16 protein-coding genes are annotated in these 18224 nt (G+C 52.6%); 10 read left to right on the forward strand and 6 right to left on the reverse strand.

The window, feature by feature from the left end:
* Window positions 1-6: 6 nt before the first annotated feature.
* Window positions 7-774 (forward strand): 3-keto-disaccharide hydrolase, encoded by a 768-nt coding sequence (locus K7P01_RS21380; RefSeq protein WP_267296621.1) that lies wholly within the window; start codon window positions 7-9, stop codon window positions 772-774.
* Between the two features lie 76 nt (window positions 775-850).
* On the opposite strand, the gene K7P01_RS21385 is transcribed toward K7P01_RS21380, so the two are convergent.
* Window positions 851-1081, reverse strand: a complete 231-nt coding sequence (locus K7P01_RS21385) for a hypothetical protein (protein WP_267296622.1) — start codon at window positions 1079-1081, stop codon at window positions 851-853.
* A gap of 358 nt (window positions 1082-1439) precedes the next feature.
* Between K7P01_RS21385 and K7P01_RS21390 the strand changes: the two genes are divergently transcribed.
* From K7P01_RS21390 to K7P01_RS21405, 4 genes are all read left to right on the forward strand, one after another.
* A complete protein-coding gene (locus K7P01_RS21390; RefSeq protein WP_267296623.1) occupies window positions 1440-2021 on the forward strand; it encodes a TlpA family protein disulfide reductase in 582 nt (193 codons plus the stop codon).
* Window positions 2022-2182: 161 nt separating this feature from the next.
* The gene (locus tag K7P01_RS21395; protein ID WP_267296624.1) at window positions 2183-3061 is read left to right on the forward strand and encodes a hypothetical protein; all 879 of its coding nucleotides are present in this window, start codon (window positions 2183-2185) and stop codon (window positions 3059-3061) included.
* 100 nt (window positions 3062-3161) lie between these two features.
* Window positions 3162-3593, forward strand: a complete 432-nt coding sequence (locus K7P01_RS21400; RefSeq protein WP_267296625.1) for a response regulator transcription factor — start codon at window positions 3162-3164, stop codon at window positions 3591-3593.
* Between the two features lie 112 nt (window positions 3594-3705).
* Window positions 3706-4242 carry a DUF4199 domain-containing protein gene (locus tag K7P01_RS21405; protein ID WP_267296626.1) on the forward strand — a complete coding sequence of 179 codons (537 nt, stop codon included), beginning with the start codon at window positions 3706-3708 and terminating at the stop codon, window positions 4240-4242.
* Window positions 4243-4251: 9 nt separating this feature from the next.
* Here K7P01_RS21405 and K7P01_RS21410 read toward each other — a convergent pair whose 3' ends face one another.
* Window positions 4252-5415 carry a toxin-antitoxin system YwqK family antitoxin gene (locus K7P01_RS21410; RefSeq protein WP_267296627.1) on the reverse strand — a complete coding sequence of 388 codons (1164 nt, stop codon included), beginning with the start codon at window positions 5413-5415 and terminating at the stop codon, window positions 4252-4254.
* A gap of 155 nt (window positions 5416-5570) precedes the next feature.
* Here K7P01_RS21410 and K7P01_RS21415 point away from each other — a divergent pair, with 155 nt between their 5' ends.
* Together K7P01_RS21415 and trxB are read left to right on the forward strand one after the other, a co-directional pair.
* Window positions 5571-5900, forward strand: a complete 330-nt coding sequence (locus K7P01_RS21415; protein ID WP_267296628.1) for an ArsR/SmtB family transcription factor — start codon at window positions 5571-5573, stop codon at window positions 5898-5900.
* Window positions 5901-5944: 44 nt separating this feature from the next.
* Window positions 5945-6886 carry a thioredoxin-disulfide reductase gene (gene trxB / locus K7P01_RS21420; RefSeq protein ID WP_267296629.1) on the forward strand — a complete coding sequence of 314 codons (942 nt, stop codon included), beginning with the start codon at window positions 5945-5947 and terminating at the stop codon, window positions 6884-6886.
* Window positions 6887-6993: 107 nt separating this feature from the next.
* On the opposite strand, the gene K7P01_RS21425 is transcribed toward trxB, so the two are convergent.
* The 3 genes from K7P01_RS21425 to K7P01_RS21435 form a co-directional block, all read right to left on the reverse strand.
* Window positions 6994-7380: a VOC family protein gene (locus tag K7P01_RS21425; protein WP_267296630.1), complete on the reverse strand. Its 387-nt coding sequence runs from the start codon at window positions 7378-7380 to the stop codon at window positions 6994-6996.
* Between the two features lie 100 nt (window positions 7381-7480).
* Window positions 7481-8602, reverse strand: a complete 1122-nt coding sequence (locus tag K7P01_RS21430; protein WP_267296631.1) for a glycoside hydrolase family 18 protein — start codon at window positions 8600-8602, stop codon at window positions 7481-7483.
* Window positions 8603-8808: 206 nt separating this feature from the next.
* Window positions 8809-9333: a hypothetical protein gene (locus K7P01_RS21435; RefSeq protein ID WP_267296632.1), complete on the reverse strand. Its 525-nt coding sequence runs from the start codon at window positions 9331-9333 to the stop codon at window positions 8809-8811.
* A 179-nt stretch (window positions 9334-9512) separates the two neighbouring features.
* On the opposite strand from K7P01_RS21435, the gene K7P01_RS21440 reads away from it, so the two are divergent.
* The 3 genes from K7P01_RS21440 to K7P01_RS21450 all read left to right on the forward strand — a co-directional run bounded on the left by K7P01_RS21440 (window position 9513) and on the right by K7P01_RS21450 (window position 13809).
* Complete coding sequence (locus tag K7P01_RS21440; RefSeq protein ID WP_267296633.1) at window positions 9513-11387, forward strand: ABC-F family ATP-binding cassette domain-containing protein; 1875 nt, start codon at window positions 9513-9515, stop codon at window positions 11385-11387.
* A 126-nt stretch (window positions 11388-11513) separates the two neighbouring features.
* The gene (locus tag K7P01_RS21445) at window positions 11514-13217 is read left to right on the forward strand and encodes a GMC oxidoreductase (RefSeq protein ID WP_267296634.1); all 1704 of its coding nucleotides are present in this window, start codon (window positions 11514-11516) and stop codon (window positions 13215-13217) included.
* 10 nt (window positions 13218-13227) lie between these two features.
* Window positions 13228-13809, forward strand: coding sequence for a gluconate 2-dehydrogenase subunit 3 family protein (locus K7P01_RS21450; protein ID WP_267296635.1), 582 nt, complete (start codon window positions 13228-13230; stop codon window positions 13807-13809).
* Window positions 13810-13926: 117 nt separating this feature from the next.
* On the opposite strand, the gene K7P01_RS21455 is transcribed toward K7P01_RS21450, so the two are convergent.
* A complete protein-coding gene (locus K7P01_RS21455) occupies window positions 13927-18027 on the reverse strand; it encodes a hybrid sensor histidine kinase/response regulator transcription factor (protein WP_267296636.1) in 4101 nt (1366 codons plus the stop codon).
* Between the last annotated feature and the right edge of the window lie 197 nt (window positions 18028-18224).

Raw genomic sequence — 18224 nt, forward strand, 5'->3', positions numbered from 1 at the left:
TATGTTATGAAAACAACCAGAATCTTTACGCTGTTATTTCTGATCGTGCTGACCGCTACCGCGGCCAACGCCCAGGTAGGTGTAGGCACCAAGCCTGCGGCAAAGGCCGAAGTGCTTTTTGACGGTTCACGCGCCATGCTCGACGCCAAGTGGACCTATTGGAAAGGCCCCCGCCTCGCTGCCACACTGCCGATTAAATGGCAGATCGTGAAAGATCCTGTAGACAACGGCACTGTCGTGAACACCAACGACCCTGCCAGCGCCGGTGGTAAATATGGCGCCGCGGATATTGTGACCAAGAAAGAATATCGCGACTTCCGCCTGCACATCGAGTTCCTGATCGAGAAGCCCGGCGGCAACAGCGGCGTATATCTCCAAAACCGCTACGAGATCCAGGTACTCGACGGCGACTCCACTACCCACGGCCTGGCTGCGGTAATCAACGAAGCGGCAGCCCCTTACAGCGCGTATAACGGCACCGGTAAGTGGAATGCCTATGACATCACTTTCCGCGCCGCCCGTTTCGTCAACGGCAAGCGCACCGAGCAACCGCTGGTGACCATCTACTTCAATGGCAAGAAGATCCACACCAATCACGCCATTACCCAGGTGTGGGGCGGACCCAACTCGGGGATCGACGGAGGAAATGACGGAGGCAAAGGAATAACGGACGTGCCGGGAGGCTTGAAGCTTCAGGCAGAAGGACATGACGTGCTCTATCGAAATATCTGGATTAAAGAGCTGGATCTGAAGAAAGCGGATACCAACTTTTAAAGAAGAAAATATGCCATAAAAAAAAGTTGCAGGGACACAGTCTCTGCAACTTTTTTTATGCCTTGATACGGGTGGACTATTGTACCTCTTCTACCGATTCGGCTACAACTTCCTCGACTGCCGAAGCATCGCCTCCGTTATCTTTTGCAGGTTTAACCTTCTTAACAGATTTGTCGATGATCTTTTCCAGCGCACCGATTGCCTCTTGTAAAGGCTTCAGTTTGGAAACCAATTCTGCTTCCTCTTCTTTGAGTTTTTTTAATGCGTCTACCACTGGGTTTTCTTTTGCTGCAATTTCCTTGGCCATAGATTGATTTTGTTTAACTGTAAGGATTTTTCCAGCGCCGTGGCAACAAGGCTTGCTAAGCATCTGGAAAAATCGGGTCGCTAAAATACACGCAAAATTGTTATGTCAAAGCCTCCTGTCGATGACTTTACGCCGGTCGCGAAACTTCAAAAAATACGATGTGATCGGCTGACAATGCGCAGGTTAAGGATGCCGATCTATTTTGGACGTGTGTTGCTAACTGGTTGTTAGCCAGTTTATTTATTAGCAGCTGTTGAATCTGCAAAAATCGTCGAATTGTTTGCAACCTTCCGTCGGACCGCCGGTATTGGACACATCGGGTAAGGCACCCGGGATTTAATTCAATCAAACAATGATCATGCGTAGAAAAATTGTGGCCGTGCTTTTGGTCTCCACCCTGATTCACCTGGCGGCGCAGGCCCAGTCTCAAACACCCGCCGTCGGGTTTCTTCCTTCGGATAGCATTCGAAATTATCCTGCACCGGTGTTTATCATGAAAGACCTGACAGGGAAGGATGTGTCGTTAACCGACTACCGGGGCAAGGTGCTTGTCCTTGATTTCTGGGCTACCTGGTGTGGCCCCTGTCACGAGACAGTGCCGTTTGTGGTGGAAACCATGAAGCACTATAAAGACGATGCGAATGTTCGATTCCTCTTTGTAAACACGCGCGAGCGATCGGCCAACAGCCGCGACCTCGTATCAAAATATATAGCCAGGAACCAGTATGACTTTACGGTGGTATTGGACGAACTGGATGCGGACGGAAAACAAGAACGTTTTTACCGGGCATTTCACGTGGCCGGCCTGCCCACCAGAATGGTAATCGATGGCAATGGTATCGTTCGTTTTGAGAGCATCGGTTATCCAACGGGTAAAACAAACGAAGAGCTTTCGGCGATTCTATCGAGTATGATTGAAGCAGCAAAAGTTACGCAATAGACTAGGGTATTATAGCGGTAATTGTATAAATCGGAGCGGCATTTTCTATATCAGTCATACTAAAATACGCGATATATTACATCGGTCATGTTACGCACAGCCTGGTTGCCGTGGGCCGTAAGCATAGTGGTACTTTTAGGGCCATCAAGCCCAAGGCAAACATGAAAAAGAACACATTGTATTTCGTCGCGGCCATGACCCTGGCGTCGGCACAAGGCTTCGCACAAGAAGCAAAAGAGTATCACGATATCGATGTAAAAAAAGATGTCATTGTAAGAGACAAAGCGCCATACGCCAGGTTCGCCGGCAAGGTCGGTATGTCTAAAACCGATTGCGCGGTGCTGTCGCTCAATGGCGACACGCTGATCTCGATCAAAGGATGGGACTATAATTCGGAAAATCCGCAGTTCTCGCTGATGCACGGCTACAAAGTAGTGTTTAAGCCGTCGGGCAAGTCTATGATCAAGCTGCTGCCCAACGTATCGCTCATTTCCAAAAACCACGTAGTCGACTTTATTTTACAAAACCGCAGCTTCAGCTCCTCCAGGCGCGACAGCGAATTCAAAAAGGACCTGATCGCAGGCAACGCCCTTGACGAAGCGGTAGTAGACGAGTATATCGCCCTGTACAGTGGTGAGGCAGAAATCAAAAACGCCGACGAATATCAGGCCAAAGAAAAAGAAGTGATCAAGACCCTTTACCCGGTCAAGCGCGATCTGAACATGCCGCTAAGCTATAAATACGAAGGGGGTGTAACAAACGTATACCAGGACGGCACCAAACTGGTCACCATTAAAAAAGAACAAAAGGCCAACTCCATGAGCGAGGAATGGATCTATACCTTCTCCAAAGAACTGGTAGAACCTTTCCACGTAGGGGACAAGAAGTTTTACAGCATTACCATCGCCACGGCTACGCTCAATAGCTTTCCGAAGCTGTACGTAAATGCGCAAGGAAAAGCGCAAAGCGTAAAGGTGGCCTCAATGGGCAATGCTGAAAGCGCGCTGGTGGATATTCTGGTAGCCAACAAGGATCTGTAAACCGACGGCTGGTATGCTCTTGACAAGGGTCGCTCCGATACATCGGGGCGACCTTTTTTTATGCCGTCGGGGATGGTTAACTTTTGCGGGAATTACTGAAATGAAAAAAACCATCCTTTGGTACAGCCTGGCCGCCGCTGCGCTTATTCTGCTGCTCAAGCTGTTGGAGTATCAGTTGTTTGTACGCTCGCTGTCGCTGGAATTTTACCTGGCGGTGATCGCCGCGTTGTGCACGACCCTGGGTGTTTGGGCAGGAATCCGGTTGACGCACCGGCGCAAAGCGGTGGAAGTGCGGGCCGTGGCGATGTTCCAACGCGACAACAAAGTGGTTGACGCAAGCGGACTGAGCAAGCGGGAGCTTGAAGTACTTGAACTCATGGCGCGCGGGTTGTCCAACCAGGAGATCGCCGATGCGTTGTTCGTTTCTCTGAATACTGTCAAGACCCATGCGGCCAACCTGTTTGTGAAGCTGGACGTCCGCCGCCGCACCCAGGCGATCGAGCGTGGCAAAATGAGGGGCCTGATCCCATAGTGTCGCGGCGGCCTCACGTTTTCGGGTGATTTCCGTACTTTCAGGAAGGATCATCCTTTCGGGTGAAGGAGAAAACCGGCTTTGTGTCGTGTTTTCGCGGAAAATAAAATCTATGAAAAAGATCGTACTTATTTATGGCGCCATCGCCGGGGCCATTGCCGGCGGGATGCTTTTTATTTCTACGCCTTTGCTCCTGAAGGGAGTGCTGAACTTCGACTCGGGCACACTGGTCGGCTACACGACCATGGTCGTGGCGTTGTCCTTGATTTTCTTCGGTGTGAAATCGTACCGTGACCAATGCCTGGGCGGCGTCATCACCTTTGGAAAAGCCCTGGTCGTGGGAGCGTTGATCACCCTGGTAGCTTCCTGCGTGTATGCCCTGGCGTGGGAAGTGTGTTACCGCACCGTAGCAACCGGTTTTGTGGATGACATGACGAGGTACTACATGCAAGAGAAACGCGAGCAGGGAGCCACGGCGGCCGAACTCGAAGAGTACGCCGGGGAAATGAACGACTTCGCGGTTACGTATCAGAATCCGTTCATACGTTTTGGCATGACCATCATGGAAATCCTACCCGTGGGCGCGGTGTTGACGTTGCTCAGTGCTGCGTTGCTGCGCAAAAAGGCGTTCCTGCCGGCGACGGAGTGATCGCCACACTTAACGTTGCTGGGTTTCGAGCAGGTCTCCGTCCTGGTAATATTCGATGGCGATCAGCTGCCCGGCATCGTTATATAGTTTCAAGGAACCAGTGCCGTTTTTGAGCGTCCCCTTCTTTTTCTCTTTGCCTTGCATGTCGAAGCAGGATAGCGCTGTCCACGGCTTGTCGTCCCGGATCAGCACCTCGTCGGCGATTTGGCCGTTGCGATGGTAGCGTATACGCTTGCCGTTGGATTGTCCCTTGACGAAAGTCTCGGTCATCATGCGTTTGCCATCATCATAAAAGTAATGAGACGGGCCTTCGAGCACGCCGAGCTCGTATGTCCGTTCCAACACAACGATGCCTGCTTCGTTATACGACCGGAAGATGCCGTGCGGATTGTAATCGATCAGCAGCCCGCGAGACGCTACGTTGCCATTCCGGTGGTAATAGATCGTCTCCAGCTGCCGGCCATTGTCATACACCCGGTCGAAGCGGCCTGTTGCCATCGTGTCGTATCGATAGTGAAAGAGTCCTTGCTCGCGGCCGTTGACGAGCTGGCCTGCTACAACCGTGTCGCCGGATTCATTGAACTCAAACATCGGCCCACGCGCGATGCCGTTTTCGAGGTATCGCTTGCCGGATATATACTGTCGTGGTGTGAGAAGTCCCAACACAGAGTCGGGCGGTACATAGCCGTACGTTATTTGCCAGCCGTCTTGTTTGTCGTTTTTGTATGTAACCTCCTGCACCAGCGACCAACCGAACGGTGGGCTTACCCGGTAGGATTGATATTGGTGCCAAACGCCTTCGCGTTTACCTTGTAGGTATAAACCTGTTTCTTTTAGCAAGAGCACGCTGCCGGGATCATGCGTGTTCCATTTGACAAGCGAGTCATACTGCAACGGCCTGACGGGGCATGTACTGCACGGTTGACAATGATATTGATTCCATCGTCCTGTCTTCTGCTGGTTCTTGCTGGCGCCACTGTCGGCCAGCAGTGTCATGATGCCGGGGTGAAGGGTGCCGAAAGCCTGGATAAGGAATGTCTGCGCAAGAGAGTCACGTACATCGATGGTGGCGTGTTTGGTGGCGGGGGCCGTGGCCACAGTTCGCTGGCCAAAGGCCGGGAAAGTCAGGAGCAGGCCGATGGCCCAAACAAATACACGGTTGTATAGCATCATTGTCAAAGGTCTTTACACGAGAGAGGGGGCAAAGCTACGAAAGTTGATGTTTTCTTTATGTTTGATATTCAGCTATTTATATTTTTTGCTCACAGATTTTTATTCTGTTTTGCCTGGTGAATCTATTTACCGTAATATTACGTTATAAGAGCAGTATGGGTATTACAAAATCAGAACTCTTCGAAAAACGCCAGAATCGCATGGCCCTGTTGGCAAAGGCTTTTGACCATCCGGCCCGTGTAGCGATCATGGAATACCTGCTGGACAACCAGACGTGCATCTGCAACGACCTGGTGACAGAGCTGCCGTTGTCGCAGTCGACTATCAACCAGCACTTAAAGGAATTGAAGCAGATCGGGATTATCAAGGGCGAAATAGAAGGCCCGAAGGTGAACTATTGCATCGACGTGACGGTATGGGAAGAAGCCCGTGACATATTTGTGAATATGTTCTCCAAGCCGGTAACGCCCAATCTATGTGACTAATTTTTCTTTGTATATAACCTAACGAAATATTACAATAAGACAGTATGGAAACGATTAAGACGCTGATCATTGGCTCAGGCCCCGCCGGATATACGGCTGCCATCTATGCCGCCCGCGCCAACCTGAAGCCCGTAATGTATCAGGGCATGGAACCTGGCGGTCAGCTGATGACGACAAACGACGTCGAAAACTTCCCGGGGTATCCCCAGGGTATCATGGGCCCCCATATGATGGAAGATCTGAAGAAACAGGCCGAGCGTTTTGGTACAGACATTCGCATGGGCATGGCCACCAGTGTCGACTTTTCGGGCTATCCGTTTAAAGTCACCATCGACGAGCAAACCGAGCTGCTGGCTGAGAGCGTGATTATCTCTACGGGGGCGACGGCCAAGTGGCTGGGCATTCCCTCCGAGAAGCGCCTGAACGGCGGTGGCGTGTCCGCCTGTGCCGTATGCGACGGATTCTTTTACCGCGGTCGTGAGGTAGCCATTGTAGGCGCTGGCGACACGGCATGCGAAGAAGCACTTTATCTTTCCAAGCTGGCGACCCAGGTGCACATGATCGTACGCAAAGACCGCATGCGCGCGTCGAAGATCATGCAAGACCGCGTAGCGAAAACGCCGAACATCCACATATACTATAATTCTGAAACGGAAGAAATACTGGGCGACGCCGTAGTAACCGGCGTGCGGATTAAGAACAGTGCCACCAGTGAAGTGAAAGAGATTCCCATTGAAGGTTTCTTTGTCGCCATCGGTCACAAACCCAACGCTGACATCTTCAAAGATTACATCACGCTGGACGATCAGGGATATATTCTCACCGTTCCCGGAACGGCCAAAACAAACATCGAGGGTGTATTTGCCTGCGGCGACGTACAGGATAAAAACTATCGCCAGGCCATCACGGCTGCCGGTACCGGCTGTATGGCGGCACTGGAGGCGGAGCGCTTCCTGGCAGCGAAAGAGCTGGAGGTCGTTTCGTAATACGTTCTTGTAGCGTAATAACTATACCTAAAAGTGCTTCGTGATTATTCTCACGAAGCACTTTTTTTTAGCGTAGAAAGGAATAACCGGTTTCATCTTTGCGCGGCTTACATTTCTTCGAGCAACGAAAGAATATTGCCGGAAGGATCTTTGAACCAGGCAATGACCGGGCCGCCGTTGTCGCGGGAGATGCCTTTGGCATCGGTCTTATACGAGGGGTCGTCATAGCGCTCAAATTGAACGCCGTTTTGGGTGAGCGCATCGACGGTCTTTTCAACGTCGTCTACCGGGAAGTTGAGCACAGTATAGGTAGCAGGCTGGTGGTTGTCTTTGGGGTAGAGGAGTACGTCACTTCGGTCGGCCAGGTGCAGGAACAACATGCCGTTCTCTTCGGATACATTCAGACCGAGCGTCTGCTGATAGAACTTTCTGGCTTGTGGAATGTCTTTTACAGAAAAGCCGCTAAAGGCTTTCGCGTCTTTTAAGGTCACCATAGTAAAAGGGTTTTGGTAAGACCTACAGACGGTAAAAAATCATTCCGCAACAGCGGCATGACCTGCGGTCACAGATCATGTCGCGTGCGTTATCTGATGATTATTTCTTTGCCTTTGCTTCCGGAAAGCGGGCACGTTTTACGTTGTCAATTACATCCAACAGGCCGTCTTTCGGAGCATCACACGTCCACTCCCAGAACATGATGCCGTCGAGTTTTTGATCGATGGCGTATTCGGTCTTGAGCTTCATGGATTGCTTGTCGTCAAACGTGACAAAGAGCTTGTCTTTGGCATTGTAGAGGTAAGGCGCTTTAGCCGTCGCATCCCAATAAGCTTTAAACCCTTTGGCAGGCGTCAGCTCGCTGGCAAACCGGCGATGGTCGATAAAGGACTTGAACTTGCCCGATTGGAACAGGCCGTTGTTGACATCCTCAACATTCTCCCACATGCGGCCGTAGAACGCGGCGCCGATCACCATTTTGTTGCGGGGTATGCCGAGCTTGATAAGATACTGCACGGCATTGTCGGTCGATTCATGTTGATCGGGGTGTGAGTATAGCGGCGTATGATGGCCTGTGCGGGTAGAGTAACCGTGTACAAGGTCGTAGGTCATCAGGTTGACGCGATCGGCGATCGCCATGACGGCTTTCCAGTCCACTGACTCGTCCAGGTATTTTTGGAAACCACCGGCGGCAAAACTCAATTCATACGACGGGCCTGTGGTCTTGCGCAGCACGCGCAGCAGCTCGGTAAAGTGTTCCTTATCGGAGGCGGCATACGCATGCCCGGGAGGGCCCTGGATAGAAGGATATTCCCAGTCGAGGTCGAGGCCGTCGGCATGGAAGTACTGGCTCAGCTGATGTACGGACTGTGCAAACTCGGTACGACCGGCGTCTGTGGAAAATACATCGGAGCAGGTGGGGCAGCCTTCCCATCCACCGAGAGAAAGAATGATCTTGAGGTTCGGGTTCTGTTTCTTTAAACCTACCAGCGCGCGGATCGTAGCCGAGTCGCGGGCGTTGTCGACGTTGAGTCGGTTGCCCTTTAAATGGCAAAAGCTGTAGATGATGTGGGTGAGCTTTTTCGCCGGGATGCTATCGACTTTCTCCGGACCAGCGGAGTAATAGGCGATAACAGAGAATCGGGGAGGAGCTTTCTGAGCGTGAAGACTGGCGCTGACCACGAGTGCCAGCACTACTAATAGCGTGCGAAAAATTGTCATGAATACTTGGGTTGAGGGTGACAAGGTCGCAGATTACCGTGATCGCTGGATGATTTTTCGTATGAGTGGATATTTGACCGGGTGAGGCCGGGGTTGTGCTGTGTGTGTATAAATGAAAAAGCCCCGGTCCCGATAGCCATCGGGAGGCCGGAGCTCTTCTGCATAGCACAATTAAAAATAATTGTTTAAACTTTTTGTCGGCATGATTAGTGCGCCACTTCGACCTGGCCGCGGTAATATCCTTTCACCCGTCGCTGGTTCAGCGCCAGATCAAACGATATGGCATAGTCGCGGCGGGCTTCGTCCAGCAGCCTGATGGTCACGGTGCCCCCTTCCAGCTCTTTGTACACCTGGCCGCCTTCTTGTCGTTCCCTGTCATAATTCACTGTCGCGTCCGCTTGGTGAAAGGTCTGCGCGGTTTGCACGTGTTCAGGGTCAAATGTGTAGGTTCCTTCCGGAAGCACTTCAGCACCGTCGGTATACAAGTCAAACGACACGCTGTGTATTTTACGCGCCTTGCCGGGGGAGTCGAGGGTCACGGACCACACTTGTACGGGATTTCCTTCTGCCGGCGGATCCTGCTGCGCGGTCGTAACGGCCGAGGCCAGCGCATACGATTTTCCGTCCACGATAAACTGATTGTTGAATCGCGATGCGTCGTCGAACGTGCACGACCAAAGGGTTACGGTCGAGGCCATCAGCCAGGCAGCGGGTAGATATGGATTGCGCATGCGCAGCACAGTAATTCAGGCTTTGTTACGATGCAAGGATAGCGGATCGGAAGAGTGTATTTTTTTGAATCGTCCCGGAAATATTACACATGAAGGGCGGTCGACGAAAACATTAATTACTCGCCCACCCGGATACGCTGCCGGGATTTGCGTACTTTTGCTCCTTAATTTTTCAGATCTTGAATTACTTATCCGCTGAAAACGTCGGCAAGACGTTCTCCGATCGCTGGCTCTTCAAAGACATTACGTTGGGCATTTCACAGGGCGAGAAATTAGCCCTGGTTGGCAATAATGGTGTCGGAAAATCAACCTTGTTAAAGATTCTTACAGGCGAGCTTGCGCCCGATGCTGGAAAAGTCAGCGTTCGGCAGGGCAAACGGTTGGGGTACCTTACGCAGCAACCGGTCGTGGCCAAAGGCCTGACGGTGAAAGATGTGCTGTTTAGCGACGACAACGAGATTGCCAAAGTCGTCAAAGAATATGAAGACTGTATTCACCACCCTGATACCTCGCCGGAAAAAATGCAGGCTGTGCTGGAGCGGATGGAAGAGCTGAAAGCCTGGGACTATGAAGCCAAGGTACATGAGGTGATCGAGAAGCTGGGCGTGCCCGACTTCGATAAGAAATTCAGTGAGCTCTCGGGCGGTCAGAAGAAACGTATCTTCCTGGCGCAGTTGCTATTACAGGAGCCTGACCTTATCATCATGGATGAACCGACCAACCACCTGGACCTGTCGGCCATCGAGTGGTTGGAGAACTACCTGGCGGGTGCCAACATCACGCTGATCATGGTGACCCACGACCGCTACTTCCTCGACAGTGTCGCGACCGAGATCATCGAGATCGACCGGGGGCAGCTGTTCCGTTATAAGGGCAACTACGCATACTTCCTGGAGAAGAAAGAACAGCGCGAGGAGATCTTGAAGGCAGAGGTTTCCAAGGCGCGGAACCTGCTCAAAAAAGAGCTTGACTGGATGCGCCGTCAACCGAAAGCGCGCGGTACCAAAGCGAAATATCGCGTGGAAGCGTTTTATGACCTGCAAGAAAAGGCCTCACAGGACCTGCGCAAAGACAAGATGGAGCTGGACATCAACTCGTCACGTCAAGGCGGCAAGATCCTGGAGGTTGAGCATATCAATAAGAATTTCGGGTCGCTGCCCATCGTGACAGACTTCTCGTTTGTATTTAAAAAGAATGACCGGATCGGCATCGTCGGCAAGAACGGCATTGGTAAGTCTACTTTCCTCGACATGCTCACGGGCAAACAGAAGCCCGATAGTGGCGAGATCAATCCCGGTGTTACGACGAAGTATGGATACTTCACCCAGGAGTCCATTACGCTGAATCTCGAAAACCGGCTGATTGAAGAGGTGAAGGAGATTGCCGAGTTCATCACACTGTCGGACGGCTCGCAGGTATCGGCTTCGAAGTTTCTCGATTCCTTTCTGTTTCCCCCCGACAAACAATACAACTATATCAATAAGCTGAGCGGTGGTGAGCGGAAGCGTCTGCAGCTGCTCAAGTTGTTGGTGACCAATCCAAACTTCCTCATCCTCGATGAGCCTACCAACGATTTTGATATCGATACGCTCAACGTGCTGGAAGACTTCCTGGACAAATTCTCCGGATGCCTGTTGCTGGTATCACACGACCGCTATTTCATGGACCACCTTGTAAACCAGCTGTTTGTGTTTGAGGGCAACGGCGTGATACGGCTCTTTAACGGAAACTACTCCGACTACCGCGACTGGGTAGAAGAGCAGGAGGCACTTGGTGCTGCGCCGGAGCCAAAGAAGGCCGCGGCACCTGAACCCGTCAAGCCCCCCGACACCAAAGAGAAAAAGAAAGCCTCGTTTAAGGAGAAGCAGGAGTACGAAAAACTACAAGCCGAAATCGATAAGCTTGAAGAGGAGAAAAACGAAATCTCCGGCAAAATGACTTCGGGCGCCATTGATCACAAACAACTGCAGGAGTGGTCGGCGCGCATTCAGGTGATCACAAAAGCTGTGGACGAAAAAACGCTGCGTTGGCTGGAATTAGCCGAGCTGATGTAAACGAATCCGCGAACCTGTGCATTATTTAAAAACATTCTAAACACGCGTAATAATATTCTACCGTTGGAATAAAATTCAGCTTAGTTCAATCGAATGATATAACTTTAAGCAAACTTTATTTCGAACATGAACCTAAACACAGACGCGGAGAAGAAGAACACCTATGATGCTATTGTCGTGGGGACGGGTATCAGCGGTGGATGGGCAGCTAAAGAGCTCACCGAAAAAGGATTAAAGACGCTCGTGCTGGAGCGTGGTCGGATGGTAAAGCATCCCGATTACCCAACAGCGACGAAAGACCCGTGGGATTTTCCCAACGCGGGCAAGCCCACCCAGGAAGATTTGAAGCAACAGGGTGTACAAGCCCGCACCGGATATACTGTTCAGCAAGCCACCAAGCATTGGTTTGTAAACGACCTTGAAAACCCCTATACCGAAGTACGCCGCTTTGACTGGATGCGTGGTTACCACGTAGGTGGCCGCTCCATCATGTGGGGCCGCCAAAGTTATCGTTGGAGCCCGATGGACTTCGAAGCCAATGCCAAAGACGGTATCGGCGTCGACTGGCCGGTCCGTTACAACGACCTGGCTCCGTGGTACGACTACGTTGAAAAATACATCGGTGTCAGCGGCAGTGTTGATGGTCTCGCACAACTCCCTGACGGCCAGTTCCTGCCGGCCATGGAACTGAACTGCGTCGAGATCGACCTGAAAGATAAAGTTAAAACGAAATTCGACCGGGCACTGACTATCGGCCGTGTAGCCCACGCTACTGCGCCCGTGCCACACAGCCCACAACGGGGCACCTGTCAGTACCGGAACCTGTGCAGCCGCGGTTGTCCGTACGGTGGCTATTTCAGCAGCGTATCCTCTACGTTGCCGGCCGCCGAGAAGACCGGTAATATGACCCTGCGTCCGAATTCCATTGTATACGAACTGGTTTACGACGAACAGAAGAAAAAAGCCACCGGCGTGAAAGTGCTGGACGCAGAGAGCGGTGAGCAGACGGAATTCCATGCGAAAGTGATCTTCCTGTGTGCTTCTACTTTCGGTTCAACCTTCATTATGCAGAACTCTATCTCCAACCGTTTCCCCAACGGTTTTGGAAACGACAGCGGCGAGCTGGGCCATAACATTATGGACCACCACTTGAGTGTGGGTGCCGGCGCGTCTGTAGAAGGCTATGAAGACAAATATTACTTTGGCCGCAGAGCCAACGGCTTCTATATCCCACGTTACCGGAACATCGGCAGCGACAAGCGCGACTACCTGCGCGGCTTTGGCTACCAGGGTGGTGCGAGCCGTCAGGGGTGGTCAAGCCTGGTGTCGGAGCTCAGCCTCGGCGCGGGCCTGAAAGAAGCGGCTGCCAAGCCCGGTGGATGGACCATCGGTATGGGTGGCTTTGGCGAGATCCTGCCGTACCACGACAACAAGGTATACATCAACAAAGACAAGAAAGACAAATACGGTCTGCCTACGCTCACATTCGATGCCGACCTGCACGACAACGAATACAAAATGCGTAAGGACATGGCCGCCGATGCTGCCGAAATGCTGGAGGCCGCCGGCTATAAGAATGTGCATACGTTCGACAACAAGATCGGTGTCGGCCTGGGCATTCACGAAATGGGCACTGCCCGTATGGGCAAAGATCCCAAGACGTCGGTACTGAACAAATTCAACCAGGTACACGCCTGTAAGAACGTGTTCGTAACAGACGGCTCGGCCATGACCTCTTCTGCCTGCCAGAACCCGTCGCTGACGTATATGGCGCTGACGGCCCGCGCAGTAGATTTCGCAGTAAATGAATTGAAGAAACAAAACCTGTAATCATTACGATATGGATCGCAGAGAAGCATTACGACGCACCGCCTGGATCATGGGGGGCGTTATATCCGCGCCGGCGCTGGCAGGCTTGCTGAAAGGCTGTGCCGCCAAACCGACAATCGACTGGAAACCGTCGTTCTTTAACGACCAGCAAGGCATCCTGGTAACGCAGGTAGCCGAAATCATCATCCCGAAGACCGATACCCCCGGCGCCAAAGAAATCGGCGTTCCGGGATTCATCGATCAGATGCTGAAGGAAGTATATACCAAAGAAGATCAGGACAAGTACCTGGCCAGCCTGAAAGCCTTCGACGAAGAAGCCAAAAAAGAACACGGCGACGCTTTCATCGACCTGGACCCCGAGAAACAAACCGCGTTCGTGAACAAGATCCACAGCGCTGTGTTAAACGATACTACCGAGAAGGCACCGGCGTACCGCGACTTTTTGATGAAGACGAAGGAGCTTACCCTGCTGGGATTCTTTACTTCGAAAGTGGGTGCCTCGGAAGTGCTGCAGTATGTGGCCGTGCCCGGTTCGTATAAAGGTTGTATACCCGTATCAGAAGCCGGTAATGGTAAGACCTGGGCGACATAAATCAGTGTGAGGGTGAGTGTGGAGAGCGGGTAAATTCTTGCTCTAAACTAAAAAGTATATCGTGTGGCTGCCGGCCTGTTGTCTGATAGACAGCAGGCCGGTGGTGTTACGGGTGTTTCAAATCCGCCGCGTCCCGGCTTTCTGTTGATATTCTTTCGGTGTAACTCCAAACTCGGCCTTAAAACATTTGGAGAAGTACGATAGGTTTGAAAAACCCACAGCGTACATTATCTCCGAAATATTACCTTCTTTATTCGCCAACAACAATGAGGCTTTCTTAATCCGATACTTCCGGATAATATCGTTCGGCGACAGCCTGGTGGTGGACTTCAGCTTCCGGTATAAATGTGTCGAGCTCATTCCCACTTCATCACTCAACATCTCCACACTGAAGTCAGGATTCGCAATGTTCGCTTCGATAATGCTCATAACCTTCTTGATGAACTTATCATCCACATTCTCTCCCGAGCCTTCTTCAGGCTGCAGTATTAGTTCGTGCCGGAAGTAATCAGCCAATTCCTGTTTTCGCTGTAACAAGTGATCGATGTGCGCTTCCAGCAGATCAATGTCAAAGGGTTTAGTGAGGTAACTATCTGCCCCCGTGCGAAGCCCTTCTACCTGCTGAGACGTAAGCGTGCGCGCCGTCAGCATGATGACAGCGATGTGACTGGTCTTCGGGTTGCTTTTAATCTGACGGCACATGGTTAGCCCATCCATGACCGGCATCATGATGTCGCTGATGATCAGCTCGGGCAGGAAGGTGGTGGTTTTATCCAGGCCTTCCTCGCCGTTGGATGCCGTGATGAAATTATACTTGTCGTGCAGGCTGGCCTGTATGAAGGTAATAATGTCAGCGTTGTCTTCAATGATCAGGATCAGCGGTTTGTCAGACGCGAGCCCTAAATGATATGTATTCTCTTCTGCGCCGGCATGGTCTGCTTTCACCGCGACAAGGTCGATCTCTTGCTGTGCCGGCGAGTCGACGGGCAAGTGCCCGCTGCCCAGCGGCAGTGTGAGTGTGAAGGTGGCTCCCTGACCGGGTGTGCTGGTCACCTGGATATCGCCCTGGTGAAGCCGTGCGTACTCGGCCACGAGCGTCAGGCCAATGCCTGAGCCAATCTCCATCTTCTGTGCGGCGTCGGTCTGATAGAAACGATCAAAGATGCGCGGAAGCTCTTCGGTCGCAATGCCGATGCCCGTGTCGGCTACACCGAGCTGTACCGCGCCATCGCGGTAGCCGGGCAGCCCGGTGGCTAACGTCAACGTAACGGTAATGCTACCGCCACGCGGTGTAAACTTGAACGCGTTGGAGAGCAAGTTGAATAGAATGGTTTCCACTTTCTCCTGGTCGGCCCAGAGGCGACAGGTTTCTGTCGACGATACAAAACTAAAACGGATATCGTGACGGCCGGCTTTGTCCGAGAAAAGCGCGCATAGCTCACGGCAGAAGGGCACAAGATCGAACGCCGTCATGCGCAGGCTGAGGGCTTCGTCTTCCAGCTTACGGAAGTCCAGGATCTGGTTTACCAACCGCAGCAGGCGCTGGGCATTCTTCTCGGCCAGCCCGATCAGTAACAGACCTTCGCTGGGCAGATCACCGCGTTTGAGCAACTGCTGCATGGGCGGTAGAATGAGGCTGATGGGGGTGCGCAGCTCGTGCGAGATATTCGTAAAGAACTGCTGCTTGGTTTGGACAATCTCCTCGGCGTGTTCTTTTTCCAGTCGGGTAATACGCAGCTCATTGCGCAGGTTTAAGCGCGAGGTATACGTGCGCAGGGCGAGGAGGATCAGCGCGACGACCAGGACCGCATACAGTACCAGGAAGGCCGGGCTGAGCAACAATGGCGGATGTACGCGTATCCGCACCGTGGCAACATGCGGACTCCAGAGGCCGTAGTTGTTGGTGCCTTTTACCTGGAAGGTATACGTGCCGGGTGTGAGGTTGGAATAGACGGCAAAGTTCTTTTCACCCGATACATAATTCCAGTCGTTGTCAAAACCGTCCAGCTTGTAAGCGTAGACACTGGCCGCGGGTTTCCAGTAATGTAATGCAGAGAACTCAAAAGCGATCGAACGATGGGCATACTCCAATTCCAGCGAGGGGGTGATGGCAATATCGTGTGTGAGCAAGGTTTCGCCGTCCAGGGTCTGGCCGGGCAGGAGCGGGTGGTGGTTTACTTCCAGCGAGGTGATGTATACCTGTGGTGCAAAGCTGTTGGGTTTTACCTGGGGTGATACGGTGACGTAGCCGTTGTCACCGCCAAAGATGATCTCGCCGGCGGGCGTACGGGTAACGCAGCCATCGAAGAAGCTCTTGAGGGGAATCTCATCATCCAGGGGTAATAACTCAACGCGGGCATTTTGGGCCGAGAGCTTGAGCAGGAGGTTGCCGGCGGCGCACCAGATGTTACCGGTGGCGTCTTCGGTAATACTGGCCGGCAGAATGTCTTTGCCCATGACCAGCGGATGGCGTATTGCAGTATCCGTCGCCGGATTGTACTCGATCAGGGCGTTGGTGGTGCCGGCCCAGAGACGGCCGTTGCGGGAGAAATAAAAACAGTTGATGTCCTGGCGTCCGGCCACCCGGTTGAAGGCCGGTACGGACGTACTTTTGTGTGTTTGCAGGTCGATGCGCAGCAGCCCGGTGTACGGTGTGGTCCAGATGGCGTTGGCGCCGCACACGGTTTTGGGCGAACCAAATTCTCCGGCGCGCTCGAACCGCAGGGCCTGCAGCTCGCGGAAGTTCCCGACGACTTTAAACAAACCACCTTCCCACGCGCTAACCCAAAACGAGCCGTCCGTACCTTTCGTGAAGCGGGCGATGTAGTTCGAAGTGAGACCATTCGTAGCATTGGCGGAAATGGCATACATCTTCTGCTGCGCCTCATCCCATACATTGATGCCCCCGGCGGTACCGATCCAGATGCGACCATAGTCGTCTTCTTCCAGGGCGTACGTATTGTTGAGCTGGATGCGGTTGTTCTCCGGTGACCCGGCTTCAAATACGCGCCGCGTGTTTTTCTCCGGGTCGATGCGAATCACCCCGTGCAGCGTGGCCAGCCACAGTACATTGTTGCGTGTTACCAATACGGCCTTTACCTGGTTGCCCACCGTTTGGTCTGCCAACGGATAGGATACCTCCTGGTAGCGGTAAAACGGTTGAAAACCGTTCATGCGACTCAGGCCGTTAGACGTTACAAACCAGGTGATGCCGGCATTGTCTTCAAAGATCTGCCAGATGACGTTGTTGGCAATGGAGTAGGGCAGGCGTGGATTGTGAAAGTAGGCGTGGGCCTCGCCGGTGCCCGGGGTGAATACATTCAATCCAAAGTCGGTGCCCAGCCACAGGTTGCCGCGGGCGTCGGGGTATATACATTTGATCACCTCGTTGCTGAAGCGGGTGTTGCGCTCGGTATACTGTTGGTAGTTGCCGGTATGCGTATTAAATAGACAGAGGCCGGTCTCGGTACCCACCCAGAGCAGCGAGTCGGAAGTGGATGAATACGGACGTATATCGCCGCAGATCAGGTTATTCTTGAGCGCCGGCTTATAAGGCTTTTTCAGATCGAAGGTTGTGAACGTACTTTGCCCTGCAGGTAGTTTGTTGAAACCATCGTATGTGCCCACCCACACGGTGCCGGCAGCGTCTTCATAAACAGCGCGGACCGTGTTATGGCTCAGGTGATTGGCCTCGGCTGTCAGGACGCTGTGCGTGCCGGTATGTGTATCATAGCGAATCAAGCCGGTAGCCGTTCCAACCCAAAGTATACCCCGGCGGCCGGGGGCGAGTGTGCGCACGATACGGTCTTCGCCGAGGGAGATGCGCGTTACTTGAAATGTGCCGGTGTGGATACGGCAGAGGCCCTTCCATGTACCGATCCAGAGGTAGTCGCCAAGGGCCACGAGCGAGCTGATCTCGTTGGTGGTGAGGGAATGTTCGGATTCCGTTTGCTTAAAGGTGAGGAACCGGTGGCCGTCGTACCGGCACAGGCCGTTGGCGGTACCCACCCACATGAAGTTGCGCGTATCCTGGGCGACGGCACTGATGATGTTGGACGGCAAGCCGTCGTGCATGGACAGGGTCGAGAACAGCGGCGAATCTTGCGCAGCGATGGGAAACGTGCCCGCCCACAGGCAGCAGGCGATCGCTACTATCCGCCGGCAGTCGTTTCGCCGTGGGAATAGGTTCAGGAATGATCGCAATACGTGTCTCGCCATACGGCACCAGCTTGCACAGGTAAATATAGAGACGCTTTTTAGCACGTCAGGAATCGATTTCCGGAAACCGTTTTCGGTCCTGCTGGAAACCTTGTCGAAAAGTACTTCGAAAGGTAGGATTATTCTCTAAAATGGTTGGATTTTGTTGCTTCCTGTAGGATTTGTGGCAGTGTCCGCAACGGGTTGCATAATAACTT

The sequence above is a fragment of the Parachryseolinea silvisoli genome, from assembly GCF_021190955.1.
Lineage (GTDB): Bacteria > Bacteroidota > Bacteroidia > Cytophagales > Cyclobacteriaceae > Ohtaekwangia > Ohtaekwangia silvisoli.